14 protein-coding genes are annotated in these 18,954 nt (G+C 40.8%); 7 read left to right on the top strand and 7 right to left on the bottom strand.

Features of this window, described 5'->3' with window-relative positions; translation table 11 throughout:
- Window positions 1-37: 37 nt before the first annotated feature.
- From HCR01_RS27575 to HCR01_RS39090, 5 genes are all read left to right on the top strand, one after another.
- The gene (locus tag HCR01_RS27575; protein WP_193199225.1) at window positions 38-727 is read left to right on the top strand and encodes a hypothetical protein; all 690 of its coding nucleotides are present in this window, start codon (window positions 38-40) and stop codon (window positions 725-727) included.
- 167 nt (window positions 728-894) lie between these two features.
- Complete coding sequence (truB, locus tag HCR01_RS27570) at window positions 895-1,773, top strand: tRNA pseudouridine(55) synthase TruB (protein ID WP_193199224.1); 879 nt, start codon at window positions 895-897, stop codon at window positions 1,771-1,773.
- Window positions 1,774-1,945: 172 nt separating this feature from the next.
- Window positions 1,946-3,613, top strand: a complete 1,668-nt coding sequence (locus HCR01_RS27565; protein ID WP_193199223.1) for a sensor histidine kinase — start codon at window positions 1,946-1,948, stop codon at window positions 3,611-3,613.
- A gap of 140 nt (window positions 3,614-3,753) precedes the next feature.
- Window positions 3,754-4,458, top strand: coding sequence for a mobilization protein (locus tag HCR01_RS27560; RefSeq protein WP_193199222.1), 705 nt, complete (start codon window positions 3,754-3,756; stop codon window positions 4,456-4,458).
- A gap of 156 nt (window positions 4,459-4,614) precedes the next feature.
- A complete protein-coding gene (locus tag HCR01_RS39090; RefSeq protein ID WP_226889670.1) occupies window positions 4,615-5,016 on the top strand; it encodes a hypothetical protein in 402 nt (133 codons plus the stop codon).
- A gap of 71 nt (window positions 5,017-5,087) precedes the next feature.
- Here HCR01_RS39090 and HCR01_RS27550 read toward each other — a convergent pair whose 3' ends face one another.
- Window positions 5,088-5,384, bottom strand: a complete 297-nt coding sequence (locus tag HCR01_RS27550; protein ID WP_193199251.1) for a hypothetical protein — start codon at window positions 5,382-5,384, stop codon at window positions 5,088-5,090.
- 77 nt (window positions 5,385-5,461) lie between these two features.
- Window positions 5,462-7,510, bottom strand: a complete 2,049-nt coding sequence (locus HCR01_RS27545) for a TonB-dependent receptor plug domain-containing protein (protein WP_193199221.1) — start codon at window positions 7,508-7,510, stop codon at window positions 5,462-5,464.
- Window positions 7,511-7,860: 350 nt separating this feature from the next.
- On the opposite strand from HCR01_RS27545, the gene HCR01_RS27540 reads away from it, so the two are divergent.
- Window positions 7,861-8,106, top strand: a complete 246-nt coding sequence (locus HCR01_RS27540; protein ID WP_193199220.1) for a hypothetical protein — start codon at window positions 7,861-7,863, stop codon at window positions 8,104-8,106.
- A 118-nt stretch (window positions 8,107-8,224) separates the two neighbouring features.
- Here the strand turns inward: HCR01_RS27540 and HCR01_RS27535 are convergent, their stop codons facing one another.
- From HCR01_RS27535 to HCR01_RS27520, 4 genes are all read right to left on the bottom strand, one after another.
- A complete protein-coding gene (locus tag HCR01_RS27535; RefSeq protein ID WP_193199219.1) occupies window positions 8,225-9,148 on the bottom strand; it encodes a tetratricopeptide repeat protein in 924 nt (307 codons plus the stop codon).
- Window positions 9,149-9,365: 217 nt separating this feature from the next.
- Window positions 9,366-9,701, bottom strand: coding sequence for a cytochrome c6 PetJ (gene petJ / locus HCR01_RS27530; protein ID WP_193199218.1), 336 nt, complete (start codon window positions 9,699-9,701; stop codon window positions 9,366-9,368).
- A gap of 162 nt (window positions 9,702-9,863) precedes the next feature.
- On the bottom strand, window positions 9,864-10,358 hold the full coding sequence (locus HCR01_RS27525) for a GNAT family N-acetyltransferase (RefSeq protein WP_193199250.1): 495 nt from the start codon (window positions 10,356-10,358) through the stop codon (window positions 9,864-9,866).
- 247 nt (window positions 10,359-10,605) lie between these two features.
- Window positions 10,606-11,739: an RpoD/SigA family RNA polymerase sigma factor gene (locus tag HCR01_RS27520; RefSeq protein ID WP_193199217.1), complete on the bottom strand. Its 1,134-nt coding sequence runs from the start codon at window positions 11,737-11,739 to the stop codon at window positions 10,606-10,608.
- 837 nt (window positions 11,740-12,576) lie between these two features.
- Between HCR01_RS27520 and priA the strand changes: the two genes are divergently transcribed.
- Window positions 12,577-15,129, top strand: coding sequence for a primosomal protein N' (gene priA / locus HCR01_RS27515; protein ID WP_193199216.1), 2,553 nt, complete (start codon window positions 12,577-12,579; stop codon window positions 15,127-15,129).
- A gap of 66 nt (window positions 15,130-15,195) precedes the next feature.
- On the opposite strand, the gene HCR01_RS27510 is transcribed toward priA, so the two are convergent.
- Window positions 15,196-18,891 carry a DUF4347 domain-containing protein gene (locus tag HCR01_RS27510; RefSeq protein WP_193199215.1) on the bottom strand — a complete coding sequence of 1,232 codons (3,696 nt, stop codon included), beginning with the start codon at window positions 18,889-18,891 and terminating at the stop codon, window positions 15,196-15,198.
- Window positions 18,892-18,954 lie beyond the last annotated feature (63 nt).

Here is an 18,954-nt window from a genome sequence, read left to right as displayed (position 1 = left end):
TAATTCATTCCTTACTACTTGTAGCAATAGACTTTAAATGACTTTTTTCAATAACTCTGAGCCACTCCTGCGGGAAAAACAGCATGAGCTTGATTTTCAGGATCTTCAGGGGCTAGTACGTCTTAACTACCAAGTAGGAAATCTTAGCCTTTTTTCAGGATTTTATACCCGCATTGATCAAGCATTTATTCTTTGGGGTCTGATTTCATCTGGCATTTTCGTAACAGCTCAATTTCTCCCCATCAGCTGGAGTTCGCAAGCGATTTTGTGGTCAGTGCTAACTCTAGTTGGTACAGTCGGCATGGTTTGCTTAACGTGGTTTTGGGTGAGCGTGGAGCAGCTGCGCTGGATTGTATATGGCTGGGTGATTTTGATGTTAACGGGTTTGATGCTGACTGATTTGAGCATTTTTCTTGGCTGGGGGGAGGTTTTGATGAACCTGTGTCCGCTGTGGCTGGGATTAAGTGCCATTGGCTATATCTATACAGGATTGGGAATGCGATCGCGCACATTTTTTCTCATGGGATTGGTTCATCTGCTAGGTATATTGGTTTTACCCTATTGTGGTGTTATGCAGTTTCTCGCAACCGGGCTAATAATGAGCATTAGTTTACTCTTACTAGCAGAATGGCAGTGGGATATGCGACCCGCAATTGATTCCGACCTGTTAACATTACAACAAAAGCAGTTTAACCAAGCACAGCACCAAAAACGTCAAAATAATTAATAATTACTAATTCATAATTGCAATTAGGGCGTTGTTGAATCAAAGTATGAAAATCCAAAATTCAGTTTCTCAAACTCTTTTTCTCTGTGCGTGACACAAATTCATAGTCTCAATCAGCAACGCCAATATGAGAATATAGCTGAATCTGCAAACTATAAAATTTTACAGTGCAAGGTTTTCTCAATTTAAACAAACCATTTGACTGGACTTCTCACGACTGTGTAGCGCGGGTGCGGAAACTGCTACGCCTCAAACGTGTAGGACATGCAGGAACATTAGACCCAGCAGCTACCGGCGTGTTACCGATCGCACTTGGTAAAGCCACAAGATTATTACAGTATTTATCAGAAAATAAAGCTTACAAAGCCACTATTAGGTTGGGAGTGCGTACCACAACCGATGATTTACAAGGCGAAATCATCACTTCTCAACCTTGTGCTGGATTGAGTTTCGCAGACATAAAGACTGCACTTTCACAATTTGAAGGTAAGATTGAGCAAATTCCACCAAGTTACAGTGCAATTCAGGTAGACGGAAAACGTCTTTATGATTTGGCACGCAGAGGTGAAACAGTAGAAGTTCCAGCGCGGACAGTTGAAGTTTTTCACATAGAAATTTTGGACTGGCGGGAAGGAGATTTTCCCGAATTGGATGTAGCGATCGCTTGTGGTTCTGGTACATATATTAGAGCGATCGCTCGTGATTTAGGTGGAGTTTTAACAACAGGTGGAACCCTCGCCGCTTTGACACGTACCCAAAGCAGTGGCTTCAATTTAGCAGACAGTCTTAGCTTGACTGACTTAGAAGCACAACTACAAGCTGGAACATTTCAACCTACTGTTCCTGATACAGCGTTGCAACATTTGCCATTTGTGACTTTATCAGCAATATCTGCTCAAAAATGGTGTCAGGGACAGCAAATCCCCATAACTCATGAGCTTTCTGGGATAGTGCGAGTTTATGAGCAAGAGGCTCGCTTTTTGGGGATTGGGCAATTACAAGGCGAAATATTGATTCCCCAAATGGTGTTTGAACCAATTTCGTAACTACAGCTTTAGAGAATTAATCAAAAGTAATTTATGAACTACCTATTTATAGTTAATTTGAAGTAGAAATCAGAACATTAAGTGTTTTCAACCTTTGATTTGCAAGAATAGCCTGATTACCCTTGACTCAAGATTATGTATTTTTGCAGAGCAAGGCAGTGTTGTACGTAAGATGAAGGCAAAATTAAACCTCGATGAAACTGGCATCAACTATTGGTTAAGGAGCTTTCTTCACATACTGGCATTTGGGCCATCTAAAGTTGTCGCTGCAACAGTACTTTTGACTCTGTTTTTATTTGTTCCCCAAGCTTGGATTGCTTGGCAAGCTTCCCGAAACTTCAACAGCATCATCAAGAATGAATTGCGGCTGCAAAACCTGAGTGATAAAATTACTTATTTTGATGAAGTATTAACTATGTCAGCACGGATGAATGCCGCTATAAGTAATTCCACCTGGGAGCAACGGTATCGTCTTTTTGAACCACAGTTAGATGCAGCCATCAAGGAATCTATTAAATTAGCTCCCCAGGCTTATACAACTGAAGATGCGAAAAATACTGATGCTGCCAATCAGCGCTTGGTGGCAATGGAGTATCAATCTTTTGATTTAGTCAGAAGTGGTGAAAAGGAAGCAGCACAAGCACTGTTGTCTAGTCGTGAGTATAAAACAGAGAAACAAAAATATGCTGCGGGTGTTACCAGCAGAAATCGCTCTATCTCACTACAGCTTCAACAGAAGGTTGCTGATTATCGTAAACAGCTTTTGTGGTCAACTTTCGCCTCTGTTGTGAGCTTAGTTATGCTCATCCCCGCATGGCTTGCAGTGCTGCACTTGCTACAAGGCTACTTAAAAGCAAGGAAAATTGCTCAAGCTGCCTTAGAAAAAACCAATCAGGAATTGGAAACCACAGTTTATAAGCGAACACAGGAATTAAGAAAGAGAAATATGCAGTTGCAACAAACTCTGCAAGAACTGCAAAAAACTCAAGTACAACTGGTTCAAACAGAAAAAATGTCCTCATTAGGTCAAATGGTAGCTGGTATTGCCCATGAAATTAACAATCCAGTTAGCTTTGTGTATGGGAACCTTGTTCACACTCAAAAATATACCCAGGACTTACTGAAACTGGTAGAACTTTATCAGCAAAACTATCCTAATCCTCCTCAATCAATCCAAGCTGAAATCGAAGCAACGGATTTGGATTTCTTGAGTCAAGATTTCATTCAACTGCTCAAATCTATGAAGATAGGAATGCAGAGGATTCAGGAAATCGTGCAGTCCCTTCGCACCTTTTCGCGTCTAGATGAGGCAGAAGTCAAGGAAGTTGATATCCATGAAGGTATTGATAGTACGTTGATGATTTTGCAGCACCGCTTGAGGGCAACACATGAGCAGCCGGAAATTTCTGTAATTAAAGAATATGGTTTGCTGCCACCAGTGAAGTGTTACCCTGGTCAACTCAATCAAGTTTTTATGAATATCCTTACCAATGCGATCGATGCTATAGGCGATCGCTACTTGCAGCCCACACCTGATACAATCAACAGCAACCCCAGCTTTATCCGCATTTATACTGTGGTTATTGCTGAGTCATGGGTAGAAATTCACATTATCGACAATGGTTCTGGTATTCCTGATAAGATTCTTTCTAGGCTATTCGATCCTTTTTTTACCACTAAACCTGTAGGTAAAGGTAAAGGACTTGGACTATCGATTAGTTACCAGATTGTAGTAAACAAACATGCTGGGAGGCTATATTGTAACTCGACACCTGAACAAGGCACAGAATTTGTGATTGAGATTCCAATAGCTCAACTACAAGATGTACACAAAATATAGACAATCGCGTTCAAAGCAGTCATAAACAGATCAAAAACATCTCAGAAAGTTACCAAAGCTACTAAGTGTCAAACTTCAAACACTTCTAAGCTCAATGCAGATATTTTAGATGACTTCAATCAGTATTAAGGGTAGTTGTTATGCCGACGATTCATTTGGTGGATGGTGAGAAGGGTGGGGTAGGGAAGTCTCTGCTAACCAGAACAATGATTCAGTATTGTGTGGATAAAAGAATACCATTTGTACCTGTGGAGACTGATAGGTCTAATCCTGATGTCGCTGGTGTCTATAAGGATATATGTCAGTATGCTGTGTTTACTGAAGATGAACGGCTGGCTGATAAAGCAGATAGAATCTTTGAAATAGCAATGTCTAAGCCAGTAATTGTGAATTTAGCAGCTCAATCTCATAGAGCTGTAAAAGGCTGGATTGAGAGAAATCACTTAATTGAACTGGGGAATTCTGAGGGCGTGAGGTTTTGCAAGTGGTTTGTGTCTACAGGAGGATATGACAGTCTGAATCTGTTTGTACAGTCAGTGAATACCTACGGCGACAACATCCCTCATGTTTTGGTCAGAAATTTAGGGCTGTGCGACGATTGGGAGCATGTTGAGTCTGACACTACCATTCAAAATTTAGTGAATAAATATAAGATTCAGGTTGTAGATTTTCCGAAGCTGGCATACAAAGAAAGAAATATAATTGACCAAAACCGCCTGACCTTTGCTCAAGCACGGGAGTATAAAGAATTTGGGGTTCTTGGTAAACAGCGAGTTGTGAATTTTCTCAAACTTGCTTATGTTACTTTTGAGACAGTAGGTATCTGGTATGAAGAGGTTAAATAACAAAGTACTGGAGCTACTATAGCAGTTCTTATTTGCATGAAATACAAAATATCTTATTTTACCCTGCTTAATTGAATCAAAAATGCATAAAGTCGAGCTTAGAACTAGAGTAATGTTTTTAGATTAGGCAAGGTCAAAGAAAGGGTAGGTTAATTTTTGCAGGTCGATGCAATAACATTGCAGGTCGATGCAATAACATTGCAGGTCGATGCAATAACATTGCAGGTTGATGCATTAACATTGCAGGTCGATGCAATAACATTGCAGGTCGATGCAATAACATTGCAGGTCAATGCATTAACATTGCAGGTCGATGCAATAACATTGCAGGTCGATGCAATAACATTGCAGGTCGATGCAATAACATTGCAGGTCGATGTAATAACATTGCAGGTCAATGCATTAACATTGCAAGAGGTTGCGTTTAGATGGCATTGCAGTATAAATATAGAACTTACGCACACTCTACGAATTCTTATCTGCAAAACCAAGGCCTTAGCGGAAGCTTCTCCTGAGAAGGCGATATGCCTCCGGCACGCTACGCGAACGGTAAATTAAGCTTTTTGGCAATTTTTGCCTAAGTCTTGAGTTTTTTTGGCGTACTTCACACAATTTAGAACTGCCATAGTCTATTCCCAAGTCGCCACATATCGCAACGCCTCAGGAATTTCTCCTTGAGATAGGGGAAACTCTAACACGGTTTCCTTGTAACCCAAATATCCAGACTCAGTAAACGACAAAAGCATTCGTGCAAGCGCTAGCCAAACTTCCGATTCATATTCCCAATCACGATAACGCGAAGCTCGACCAGCAATTGAACGTAGCGCCCAGAAATAAGAATTCCTGACCACAGAACCGCCCTTCTTAAACTCTGGCAAGTCTTCGTGGTGGAGAAAAAGCACTTGATTTTCAATTCTGGCTCTCATATTAGCCATTGTAATTGATTGGTCATTTGTCATTGGTCATTTGTCATTGGTCATTTGTTTGGATTCCTAGCTGCTACTTACAAATTTGAACTTAAACCTACACGGAAAGTAAATCCAGGACTATAGATACGATTTACTCGCTCGTATTGCTCACCTAGTAAATTTTCTAAGTAAACTGTCAGTCCCAAAGTGCTAGTTATAGGTATACGACCGCTGAAATCTAAATTTAGAAAGGATGGCGCAAAATCTGTACTCCTGTCACCAGGGTTTGTAAAAAAGGCTCTGCGAGCGCCACTGTTGTAAGTAACATATAAGTTAGCTTGCCATCCTGCATTTTGATAACCAACACCAGTTTGGAGTACAGAGTAAGGAATCAAACCTAACTGTAAACCTTTCTCCAATCCTGATTTTATTTGAGCATCTGTATAAGTGTAGTTGAGGAAAGTTGACCAGTTAGAAGCAATTTTAAATTGCAACGCTGCCTCTAAACCATTAGTATCGACTAGTCCAATATTCTCCCATCTTCCTGCTATAACTCCCAGGCGATCGCCTATACTACTACCAAAATAAGTAAACTGTCCGATCAAATTATCAGAAAAATTAACATCTATCCCCGCAGTCCAAGAAGAACCATTTTCCGGTTCTAAGTCAGGGTTTGGTTCCCAACCATGAACTGTATCATAAACGTATAACTGATCTAACCCAGGATTTCGCTGTCCTCCAGCCCAACTTCCACGCACAGCAACTTTTGGAGTAACAGCATAACGCAACCCAACACTAGGATTAAAATAATTCCCAAACTGACCATCAAAGCTTTGTCTTAGTCCCAAGTCTACCAAAAAATTCTCACTAATATTCCAAGTATTGACAGCAAACAAGGCTGTATTCAACAAACTCCTATTTTCAGTTTCGTTATTAGCAATTCGAGCAGGATTTGTACTTAAAACATCACCGTTTAAGTCAGTATTTTTTAAATCTAAGCCCCAGCGCAATTTATTATTGGGAGTAAGTTTCCACTCATGATCTACCCTAGCTGAGAGTTGTTGTGTATCTAAAATCCCTGTACGATAAAATGCCCCTGTAGGGCCATAGGTGCTAAAATAATCTTGGTTATAACCAATTGAAGTTGTAAGATTAGAGTCGTCTCCATTACCCAGTCGCGTTTTCCAAGATAAGCCAACATTCAAGCCATCGTGGTCTAATCGATCTCTTTGTAAAGGAAATCCAAAATAAATTAAGCCGCGACGACTGCTGAGTTTAGTAATATCTAAATTCAAAGAGTTTTTCTGATCTAAATCTAGAGCAATGCTACCAAAGTAAGTACTTGTGGCTGTATCTGCATTCGATAAAAACCCTTGAGCATCGCGATTTGCTGCACCTACAGGAACACGGTAACGGTTATCTGAAAAGAATCTTTCAAAACTAAAGTTATACTTGACAGCACCAGATGAACCACCATAACTAACTTGTTGATTATTTAAACTCAATGAGCCAAATTCTACACTACCAGTTAATTTAGGTTGTTCATAGCCTTCTTTAGTAATGATATTAACAACTCCTCCAAAGGCTGATGAACCATATAAAGCGGAGGCTGTACCGCTATATAATTCCACTCGTTCAATAGCCTCTACAGGAATGCTATTTAAGTCAGTTCCACCATGATAAGTATTGACATTATTGTTAATTGGTCTACCATTAATCAGAAATACAGACTGATTAATTGAGGCTCCCCGGTAGTATGTACCTGTGTGAATATCTGCACCCTGTCCGACATCATTGATGGCGAAACCAGGCATTCTTTTCAAAATATCAGCTAAGCTTGTAGCGCCCTGCTTTTGAATTTCTTCTTTCTCAATTATGTAAGTTGGAGTAGACTCAGGTAGATTGTCTTTTTCGCCAATCGCTTCTATAGAAATGTCTGCATCATCATTGGGAGTTGGCTCTGTTTCTGGTTGTTCGATTGGCTGATTTTCTGGTGTGACTTGTTGTTGAGTTAATAACTCTGCTTTAGTGGCGGGTAGCTCAGTTTCACTCAAACTAGGAATATCTGAAGTCTCAGCAGCGAAAGTAGGCAATGTTATCAGTATCGCTAAAGTAACTTGCAGCAAAAAAAAATACTTATTCACGTTGTTATCTCACACCCAGTCAAAACAGTCACCAGGTAGTATTGTTGCTGTAATAGTAAAACCGTGTCAAAAGACATGCTGTCATATTTCTACAAAGCATCTACTATACCTCGCAGATTCCCAATTTCTTTGAGAAGTCGGAAATCTTGTTATGTCCAAAAAAAACTGATTTGTATATGATAACTTCACATAATAATCTGCTTGATTCTGACTGATAATGTAGAATTTAAGAGTTAAATTCGCTCCTTACTGATGAAGTAACTCACATAATTGTGTGAGTTCGTTGATTGGCAATTGTGTCTAACTTAAAGTTGTACAACTGTTCATAACCTGACCTAGAAATTAAGACAATGGCTAAAATAGTAATTTCCGACTTGCATCCTATTGATGCAAACAATTTTTTGCATGATCTAACGTCAGTTAAAATGGATGCTGTATTAGGTAGTAGTCTTGATAGTTCTGCTACTCTACTGTTATCTACAATATTTGATGGTGTAATTAAGCTAGCATCTGATGATGGCTTGCCTAATACATCGAACAACAAGCTTTTTGAAGTTGACTTTTCAAATTTAGCTGTCAATTTCATAGTTATCTAATTATTTGGCAATTGCTAATTCATAATGGAGAAGCAAAAAATCAATCATTCCTAAAAATAGGTTCTAATAATTTTTAGAACCTATTACTTCTTACCAGCGGTACAGATAACACAAAATGTCAGAAAAGAGCAATTTCAGTTGCTAATTGTATTTCTTGTCGCAGATTCTTTAGTAAATCTAAAGTTTTTTCGTAGGCGACCCTCTTGCCTTGGTGCTCAAAATACTCAGATGCCTTTTTCAGGTCAGCGATCGCTCCTTGATGATATCCTAAGCGATAGCGAGCAATTCCCCGATTGACATAAGCTAGAGCATTGCTGGGGTTAAGTCTAATGACTTCAGAAAAATTATCTACTGCACCAAAGTCATCCCCATTTCTACCGCAAGCACAACCCCGGTTAAAGTAAGCTCTATCATCACTAGCATTGAGACGAATTGCTAGATTAAAGTCGAGCATAGCTGCTTGTTGGTTTTGCAACACCAAGTGCGCCAAACCTCGGTCATTGTAAATATCCGCAAGCAATAAACTGGTTATCTGAGGAATTTGAGTTAATGCTCTGTTGTAATCAACAATCGCCTCTGAGTAATTTCCCTTTCCAGCTAAGGCTACACCTCTGTTATAGTAGGCTCGGAAATCATCAGGTTTAAGTGCGATCGCTCGATTATAATCGGCAATAGCCGCTGAATAATCCCTTTGTCTGTAGTGTGCCAGTCCCCGATTTAGATAAGCCTCAAAGTTATTGGGTGCAAAATTTATTGCTTGAGTACAATCTGCGATCGCCTGATGATAATCTTGTAATTGAAGGTAAGCAAGACAGCGATCGCTGTAAGCTACAGCAAAATCTTTTTGAAGTTCAATCACCTGGTTGAAACTCTCTATTGCTTCTGGGTAATCACCGCGCCGCATCTTATCTACACCCAACTCAAATAAATCACCTGCTGTAATTTGAGTGATGACAAGAGGTAATGAATGCGCGGTTGGAGTCGAAAAAATCAGAAAAAAAGCAATAATCACACTGAAAAATAATCGCCGTAAATCAGTCATAAGAATTATATTTCAATACAATTCAGTACAGATTTCATGTGTGTAGAGACGTCGCATTGTAGAGACGTTGCACTGCAACGTCTCTACAGAGGTATCGGCGTGCAAATTATCTTATCTGAACCGTATTGCATCATATTTGACAATTTCGGCAGCAATAAAATTCGCGGGACACAAAGCCCCGCAAATTTTTAGTTGTTTGAGTTAAACGTTAGTTGGTTTACTTCCAATCCTTGTCTGCTTTTTCAAGCACGTAGGCGGCTACATCTTCAATCTGATTAGGTTTTAAACGACCTTGGAAAGCTGGCATAGCATTTTTACCTTTTGTTACTTGGGCGATAATCGCTTCAGCTGAGTACATGCCATACTTTTCCAAAGCGTCCTTCTTCAGAGTTTTCTGAGCTTGAACTAGATTCTTGCCACCCGCATGACAAGAAGCACAATTAGCACTAAAAAGTTTAGCTCCATTAGCGCTGTCTGCTGCCAAAGCTGGACTACTGAAGGCAAGGGTGAAGATTGTTATGCCTAACAGTATTATTGAAAGAATTTTTTTCATTCTGTGTTCTCTCTGCAATAACGGCTTATTTGGTGTAATACCCTCCATAATTCTTATTTGAGCAGTTATCTTCGTCAAAAGACAAGCTGTCAAACTTAGTTTTAATGATTAATAAATCATCAAGAATAAAGAATAAAATTTTGCTGGTTTTCATTTCAGCCTTTATGCTTTAATTGCTAACTTAGTAAGCGCCTGTTCTGTGACGCGACAAATTCGCCAATCATCTAAAATAGATGCTCCCATGCTTCGATAGAATGCTTGGGCCGATTCGTTCCAATCCAACACACTCCACTCTAATCGCCCACAATCCCGCTCTACAGCTATCTGGGCTACTTTTATAAGCAGAGCTTTCCCAATACCTTGTCTTCGATATTCTGGTAAGACAAATAAATCTTCCAAATAAATTCCTGGCTTTGTCAGAAATGTTGAATAATTGTGAAAAAATAAGGCAAAACCAGCAGCTTGACCTGCATATTCTGCTAGAATTGCCTCTACATACTTTGGCGTACTAAAAAGATGCTCCTTGAGTGCTAGAGCATTGCCAGTAACAGCATGAGATAATTTTTCGTACTCTGCAAGCCCTTGAATTAATTCAAACAGTACATTGCAATCAGCGGGTTCAGCAAAACGCAAAATTAAATCGCTACCTGATGTCATTAGTCCATAATCCATAGTCTCTAGTCCATAGTCTATAGTCAACTGTGCAAAGTTTTGTGACTAATATCTAATGACTAAAGAAAGGATCAAGAAAAAGGTACAAAACACCCAGTTTTTACGGCTTGCTACAGTCAGGATGAAGAAATATACAGATATAAGCCCCTAAATTTATTTGTAGAGCTAATTAGGTCAGGCGTTAAATCTCTCTCTATCTCAAGCCAAAGGATTTAACATATAAAGTGACAATTTAAATCAACCAACCTTTTAAACGTTTGGCTATGTGGGGACGCCGTAATTTCCGCATGGCTTTGCTTTGAATTTGTCGCACTCGCTCACGGGAAAGATTGAACATATTTCCAACTTCTTCTAGAGTACAGGGTTCGCTGGTTGTCAGACCGTAGCGTAGAGAAATCACATCTTTCTCCCGTGGAGTTAGCACGTCACCCAATACTTCCCAAATCTCCTGACGCATCATGTTTTCATTCATTTTTGCTTCTGGAGACAGGTTGTCTTCGTCTTCTAGCAAATCCATCAATTCCGTGTCTTCTTCTTTACCGACGCGGTGGTTGAGTGAAAGTGCTTGACGCCGTAGTTGTTGTAGTTGGCGTAGTTGTTGCACACTAATTTCCAAAGCTTCGGCCATCTCAGCTTCAGAAGGATTGCGACAGAGTTTTTGCTTGAGTTCCCGTTGCGCTTTTTTGAGCTTGTTCAGTTTTTCAACAATATGGATAGGCAAACGAATAGTCCGCGCATCGTTAGCTATAGCACGTGTAATTGCCTGTCTAATCCACCAATAGGCGTACGTAGAAAACTTGTAGCCTTTATCTGGGTCAAACTTCTCTGTAGCGCGATTTAAACCCATTGCTCCTTCCTGAATTAAATCCAGAAAAGGCACTCCTCGATTGAGATATCGCTTGGCAATGGAAACTACCAATCTCAGGTTAGAGCGAATCATTTTGCGTTTCGCAACTCGACCTTGATACAAGCGACTTTCTAGTTGTTTTTCTGTCATATCTAGCTGGGAAGCTACTTGCTCTTTGCTAGGTTGTTGTCCTAGTTCTAAATGCAACGAAGCTTGTATTTCCCTAACTTCTTCTAAAAACCTAACTCGCCGTGCTAATTCTACCTCTTCATCAGGTTTTAGAAGCGGATAACGCGCCATTTCTTTAAAAAACGCGCCTACAGCATCATCATGCTCGGTTTTATTGTATCCCGAAGGGCGAGCCGCTGCCATCTCATCCCCATCGCGTTCTTCTGATTCGACATTTTCTACAATTGGAGGATCTTCATCTGCCACTAGATCTAAACTATCGAGTGATGGTTCTTCATTATCAGTAGCATTCTCCAGAATTTCCATTTTTCCCAATTCAGCAATATTCATAGTTTCCTTGAGGATTGTTGCTTTTTTTGGTGCATAATTTAGTGACAGATGCTCGCTCGAGACTTGGTAGATTCCTTAATGGACAAATGCACCCTTTCATCTAGCAAAATACAAGCTTTTGCTAATTTTTCCTTAGGACTAAAAATCAGTATTTACTTACCTGTTAGGGGTTACGAATAAACCGAACCCATAACTAATACTGAATTTTGTACCAACAAAATTTTATTTTCAGGCTTCCAACAACATACATGATCTGTATTCCTCATTTTTTTCTTAATTACCAAATATGTCAAACTTCCTCGAAACTTTATCAACCTTAACAAATATAAAAACTCTAGGTACTAATTCCAATGTCTTAAATTTTTCTAATTTTTTTATTGCTTAGGTGATGAGGTGATGAGGTTGATTGAATAAATTGAAAACTTGATACTGGGGTTATGCATCTCTGATTAGAGTTACCCAAATGAAACAAATTACAAATGTAGCAGCTTAATTTCCGGATCATCTTGTTTGTATAAGAGCATCTCATATACAGCAAGGGTTGAATATCTATCGATAGGCGGAAAAGGGCTATACCCTATTTAGTAGATAGAGAACCGTTGCGGAAATAGCCGAGGTGATTTTATTTGTTAGTAGGTACAAAATATTTATTGCACGTATAGTTGAGATGAATTTGTCTAGTAGATTACATAAGAAGAAACTTATCAAGTATTATGGGTGATAAAAGTATTACGAAATACAGTTTATGTCTATGAAAGCGAAGACTTAAAGTTAAGTGAGCCAGGTTAATTTTGACCAGCTAGGTAAGGGAAATATCTGTCTATAAAGTCAGAAACTATGTATATTAATGAGGTAAACTTATCTCCTTTGGTGGTAGCTGAGCCTGGGGAATCCTATCAGTCACAGACAAATTTAAACAGGTGGATTGAAGTACTAGTAGACTGTCCAGGAAGCACGGGACTATTTACTTACCGATCGCCAGCCCAGTTAGAAATCAAACTAGGTGATATTTTAAGTGTGCCATTTGGGGCACAACAAGTAGGAGCGATCGCCATTCGTTTCCTAGCACAACCAAATATCGATTTACCCCCCGAAAAAATCCGAGAAGTAGAAGATATAGTCAGCGTCGGGTTTTTCCCAAGTGCTTATTGGGAATTACTCAATCGAGTCGCCGCATATTACTATACACCCCTGATTCAAGTGATCCGGGTTGCTTTGCCACCAGGGTTACTGGGGCGATCGCAGCGTCGCATCCGCCTTGTTAGAGGAGGGGTAGACAAAGAAATAAACAATTCAAAATTCCAAAATACTCTTACTCCTCCACTCGTCTCCTCCTTCCTGACTCCAACTGCGCGACAAATTTTGGAACTTCTGCAAGCGCAACCAGCAGGAGACTACAGTTTTGCTTACATACAACAGAAAGTCAAATCTGCCTACCGGGGAATTCGGGAGTTAGTCCGATTTGGTTTAGTACAAAGCTACTTAGAACCCCCACGACTAACTCGACCAAAGCTGCAAAAAGCAATTATATTGATAGACGCAACGGACAGTGACTTAACTACTCGCCAAAGAGAGATTGTAGAAGTGTTGCGGCGACGTGGTGGTGAGTTGTGGCAAAGTGAATTATTGCAAATTTGCAGTGCTAGTTCCTCTATCCTCAAGACGTTGGTACAAAAGGGTTACATCGTCATTGAAGAACGAGAAGTATTGCGAACAGAACAAGGGCCAGCATTAGCAGGCGATCGCGCTAAATCCTTAACTGCTGCCCAAGCTAATGCATTAGAAATAATACAATCAATAGATGGATTTGCTCAAGTTTTGTTGCATGGAGTCACAGGTTCAGGGAAAACAGAAGTTTATTTACAAGCGATCGCACCTTTACTCAATCAAGGCAAATCCGCCCTCGTCTTAGTCCCAGAAATTGGACTCACACCCCAACTAACTGATCGTTTCCGCGCCCGATTTGGCAATAAAGTTAGCGTTTATCACAGCGCCCTCTCAGACGGAGAACGTTACGACACTTGGCGACAAATGCTCACAGGAGAACCCCAAGTTGTGATTGGGACTCGCAGTGCCGTTTTCGCCCCTTTGCCCAACTTGGGTTTAATTATTTTAGATGAAGAACACGACAGCAGCTTTAAGCAAGATTCCCCCATCCCCACCTACCACGCCCGCACCATCGCCCAGTGGCGAGCAGAGTTAGAAAATTGTCCCTTGGTATTGGGTTCCGCCACCCCTTCGTTGGAAAGTTGGGTAAGTGTGAGGAGGCAGGAGGAGCAGGGGAAGCAAAATTCTACTCATACGTCCTATTACCTGTCATTACCTGAGAGAATATACTCCCGTCCTCTACCGCCAGTAGAAATAGTAGATATGCGGCTAGAGTTGCAGCAGGGAAATCGTTCTATATTTAGTAGAGCGTTGCAAGAAGCTTTAGAGCAGCTACAAGAGAGACAGCAACAAGGAATTTTATTTATTCATCGCCGGGGACACAGTACCTTTGTATCTTGCCGCAGTTGCGGGTATGTGCTGGAATGTCCGCACTGTGATGTGTCGCTGTCGTATCACCACACTGAAGAGGGAGCGCCGCAATTGTTGCGGTGTCATTACTGTAACTATACGCGATCGCACCCCAAATTTTGCCCCGACTGTAGTTCCCCTTACCTGAAATTCTTTGGTAGTGGTACTCAACGAGTAGCCCAGGAATTAGCGCGACAGTTTCCCCAGTTGCGCTTAATTCGTTTTGATAGCGATACCACCCGCAACAAAGGCGCACACCGTACCCTACTTACCCAATTTGCCAACGGCGAAGCAGATTTATTAGTAGGTACGCAAATGCTCACCAAGGGTCTAGATCTGCCCCAGGTAACACTTGTGGGCGTTGTCGCCGCTGATGGATTGTTGCATTTATCAGACTATCGCGCCAGTGAACGGGCATTTCAAACCCTGACTCAGGTAGCTGGACGTGCTGGTAGAGGCGAAGATCCGGGGAGGGTGATTGTACAAACTTATACTCCAGAGCATCAAGTAATTGAAGCGGTGCGATCGCACGATTATCAGTCTTTCTCTCAAACTGAATTAGAACAACGCCAAGCACTCAATTATCCCCCTTACGGGAGGTTAATTTTATTGCGCTTGAGTAGTCTCGATCCCATTCAAGTACAAAATGCAGCCCAAATAATCGCTACAGCCTTGAGTGCAGAAGAAGGATTCGAGATATTGGGGCCAGCACCAGCTAGTATTTTGCGGGTAGCAAATCGTTATCGTTGGCAGATATTGATTAAATTTTCCCCTGATGAATTGCCACAGTTGCCAGATTGGGAAGAAGTGCGATCGCTTTGTCCTGCGTCAGTTAGCTTGACAATAGATGTAGACCCATTAAATATTATGTAGGAAACTACCCACAAAAATACTAAGGCGCAAAGTATTTCCTGGTATTTAGGATACATTCAGTATTGATTAAAAGCCAAAGAAAAAGCCGACTTGATTGTCATCATTTATGATGGTGGCGACTCCTTCGCTTTTTGCGATCGCAGCGTTTGTCGAACCAAAGAGATCAACAAAAAATTTCTCATTAGATTCAACTGTGTTATCACCTTTAACTCCAAAGCTAATAGATTTGGTAGTTTCGCCAGGCTCAAAAATGACTATTCCTATCCCAGGAGAATAAGAATAAAAGTCATTAGAATCGGTAGTGCCATTATTCTTACTGTAATTCACAGTAATCTGCTGAGAACTTGCATTGGAGAGAGTCACGTCAAAAGAGAAATTAGTTAGTAGACCTGCGTTGCCTTCAGAAAGTAAGACATCTGAAATATTGATAGTAGGAATTTGACTGGTATCATCATTGATGATAGTTACAACTCCCAAACTATCAGTAATTGCGGCATTTGTTGCACCATAAAGATTGACAGAAAATGTTTCGTTCGATTCAACTTTGTTATCGCCTCTAACACCCAAACTAATAGCTTTACTGGTTTCACCAGGCTCGAAAATGACTAACCCCAATCCAGAATTGTAATCAAGGTCAGAGACTTTTGCACTGTCGTCACTCGTGTTGTAATTAACAATAACTTGCTGAGAACTAGGATTAGATAGAGTAACGGCAAAGTTAGCGTTAGTTATTTTACCTGTGTTGTCTTCTGTGACGAAGACATCCGAAATGCTGATGGTGGGTTGGTTATCATCGTTGATGATGTCTACCGTAGCTGAACTGGTAATAATTGTAGAATTTTCCGGCGCAGCTGTGAGGTTGGGGTTACTCAAGGTGACAGTAATATTTTCATCAGGTTCAAATGCGTTATCACCTAAAACATCAACTATAATTTTCTTTGTTTTTTCTCCAACTGCAAACTTTAAAGTCCCGGATAATTTACCATCTATAAACTCACCAATTTGGTTAACTTCTCCACTTTTAACTAGAATTCTGTTGTAGTCACTTTCAAAAATTGCCGTGCCGCTAAAAGCATAATCTATGGTACTTGCCACACCAGTCTTGCCGCTACGGCTGACGGTAAATGTAACACTTTGACTGCCGCTATTACCTTCAGATAAAGTTGGGGTGTTAGTAGAAATTACGTAATAAATCGAATCATTTTCAAATGCCCCAATATCAATTCTGCTATCTTGAATACGACTGTAACCTGTGCCACGCTGGTCAATAGTTAAGCTGCCATTGTAATTGGGGTCACCAGCATTAAAGGCAGGGCTGTTAAAATTTAGGGCGTGAGTTTGGGTGGAACCACCGTAATTTCCCAGTGGTTTGAGTCCTGGGTTGGAGTTGATAATATCTGTGCCTGTGCCTAGAGTGCTAGACGATATACCATTGGTATTGCCAATCAGGTTGTAAGCATTACCAGTAAAGTTTTGACCAAACACATCAGAGGCTTCATTACCTTTATCAAAGTTGCCAGCAATGATGCTATTGCTGATGCTGAAAGTGCCGCTACCAGAGTTGAAAATGCCGCCACCGTTACCTGTAGTGTTGTTATCGCTGTCAGCAGTATTATTAGTGATCGTACTGTTTAAAATAATGCCGCTAGGGCTGTAAATGCCGCCACCATCCTGAGTTGTGGTGTTACCGGAAATGGTGCTATTGCTTGTGTTGACACTGGCAATACCATAGATACCGCCGCCGAACGTAGCCGAGTTAGTGGAAACAGTACTATTGTTCACTGTGGTACTGCTGACAGCAAGAATACCACCTCCGTATGTAGCCGAGTTACCGGAAATGATGCTATTACTGGCAGTGACAGTGCTGTTGCTATAGATACCACCAGCGCTAGTGTTTGCAGAGTTGCCGGAAAAGGTGCTATTGCTTACTATTGTTGCACCGCTGTCGCTGAAGATGCCACCGCCATAATTCGCAGAGTTGCCGGAAAAGGTGCTATTGCCTATTGTGGCATTGATTTGGCTCAATATGCCCCCGCCGTTGTTTGTGGCTGAGTTGCCAGAAAAGGTGCTATTGCTTACTGTGGAACTGCTGACGCTGTAAATACCGCCACCGGACTGAGTTGCGGTGTTGCCAGAAAAAGTGCTATTGCTGACGCTGACACTGCTAAAAGTGAGAATGCCGCCGCCAAAACTGGCCGAGTTACCGGAAATGATGGTATTGCTGAGAGCGACACTGCTGTTGCTATAGATGCCACCGCCGTAGTTACTACCTGCATTACCTCTTGTAATCTTCAAATCATTAATTGTGAGGGATGCGCTGGCATTAAAGACACGGGAAGCATTGTTACCACTAATAGTGAGTTTATTCGTCCCAGTTCCTTGAATGATGACTTCTTCAGTAACATTCAATTGCCCAGAAGTGAGGGTAATCATGTCAGGGGTAGCATCACCAAAGATCCCAGTTGTATCAAAGAGGATTGTATCAACCCCTAAAGCGTTATTGGCATTGATAATGGCTTCCCTTAACGAGCCAGCACCGCTATTATTTGTGTTGGTTACTAAAAAGATGTTGTTTGATATGACTGTAACATTATCAATCGCTAAACCATGATCGTTACCTGTGTCATTGGGGTCTTCCCAGCGTAATATAATCTCTTCACCATCATTTATTGGCGTGGCAAGATTAATTATGAATGATATTACAACTTGATTTTCTGCTGCATTTCCATTCTGGGCATCTGCGGTTGTAGTTGCAATTGGCCCGGTGAAATCTAGCGATGTCGCAGGTGTCCATGCTCCTGTAGTCAAGCTTGTCAAACTTGTCCCAGTTTGATAGCTGAAGCTCAGCTTTTGCTGCGTTGCGTTACCACCATTACGCCACTGTTCACCTATGTAGCTTACTCTTAATGTAGTAAGCGGTGAACCTGTGTTGTTTGTAAAGCGTAACCCGTAGTAAATAGTTCCTGTAGTACCAGAAGCTACTGAACCAAGCGCCCGCTCAGTCGAAGAATTTGAACCAAAACTGTACAATGCACCTGTGTTTGAATTTCCATTATTAGTGTTGTAAGTTGTTCTTGTTGAATACCAACCCGCAATAGTTGAATCATCAGCCCATACAGGCGTTCCTGAATTAGCTAATGAGTCAAAGTTTTGAGAGTAGCTGCCAGTAAAACTAACTCCTCCTGGTGCAGGCAGAATATAGTTGTAAGCATCTATTACTTGAGATTCAAATGCTAGGGAAGCTTCAATTTCACCGCTGCTAAACTCCAAATTCCAGTCGCCCTCTAAAGCTGCACTTCCTGTTTTGTCAGTGGAAGCGGCAACATCAGCCTCAGTGATTTGGCTAATTTGCTGTACAAATTTTGTGCCTTCACCACTTGCCACATCACAGCCATAAAGTAGGATGTCAGCATCATCAGTTAAAGCACTTCGCCACTTTTGTAACTGATTTGTGTAAGTATCCAGATTAGTGAGGTTGACGTTGGTTGAGCCTAGTTGCAAACTTCCCTCACTGCCGTGGGAGACAATGTGAACTGATTGAACTGACTTGGATTTACGTGCCGCTAAAAACTCAGTAATTTGTGTTATCGCATCTTGAGTATTGTCAAGGATAACAACTTCACTGCTCGGTATGATACCAGCTATCAAACTTTGGTAATCGATAACTGCTGTGTCTATAAAAACAATATTTGTGTTTGCTTTTAGTACGTTTACGGCAGAATTATTATTTCCAGGGTGATTATTTTCTGATTTTTGCATCATAATTCTTGTCCTTTAATAAAATCGATTGAATAAAATACTTGTTGATTCTAAGCATTAAGCTTA

Source organism: Nostoc sp. MG11 (assembly GCF_014904695.1).
GTDB lineage: Bacteria > Cyanobacteriota > Cyanobacteriia > Cyanobacteriales > Nostocaceae > Komarekiella.
This window is presented reverse-complemented; position numbering and strand designations above follow the sequence as displayed.

What these genes read in the sequence shown, in the direction of transcription:
- HCR01_RS27575 (WP_193199225.1), top strand. Translation starts at nt 38, where the DNA reads ATGACTTTTTTCAATAACTCTGAGCCACTCCTGCGGGAAAAACAGCAT.
- HCR01_RS27565 (WP_193199223.1), top strand. Translation starts at nt 1,946, where the DNA reads ATGAAGGCAAAATTAAACCTCGATGAAACTGGCATCAACTATTGGTTA.
- HCR01_RS27560 (WP_193199222.1), top strand. Translation starts at nt 3,754, where the DNA reads ATGCCGACGATTCATTTGGTGGATGGTGAGAAGGGTGGGGTAGGGAAG.
- HCR01_RS27550 (WP_193199251.1), bottom strand. Translation starts at nt 5,384, where the DNA reads ATGAGAGCCAGAATTGAAAATCAAGTGCTTTTTCTCCACCACGAAGAC.
- HCR01_RS27540 (WP_193199220.1), top strand. Translation starts at nt 7,861, where the DNA reads ATGGCTAAAATAGTAATTTCCGACTTGCATCCTATTGATGCAAACAAT.
- HCR01_RS27535 (WP_193199219.1), bottom strand. Translation starts at nt 9,148, where the DNA reads ATGACTGATTTACGGCGATTATTTTTCAGTGTGATTATTGCTTTTTTT.
- petJ (WP_193199218.1), bottom strand. Translation starts at nt 9,701, where the DNA reads ATGAAAAAAATTCTTTCAATAATACTGTTAGGCATAACAATCTTCACC.
- HCR01_RS27525 (WP_193199250.1), bottom strand. Translation starts at nt 10,358, where the DNA reads ATGACATCAGGTAGCGATTTAATTTTGCGTTTTGCTGAACCCGCTGAT.
- HCR01_RS27520 (WP_193199217.1), bottom strand. Translation starts at nt 11,739, where the DNA reads ATGAATATTGCTGAATTGGGAAAAATGGAAATTCTGGAGAATGCTACT.
- priA (WP_193199216.1), top strand. Translation starts at nt 12,577, where the DNA reads ATGTATATTAATGAGGTAAACTTATCTCCTTTGGTGGTAGCTGAGCCT.
- HCR01_RS27510 (WP_193199215.1), bottom strand. Translation starts at nt 18,891, where the DNA reads ATGATGCAAAAATCAGAAAATAATCACCCTGGAAATAATAATTCTGCC.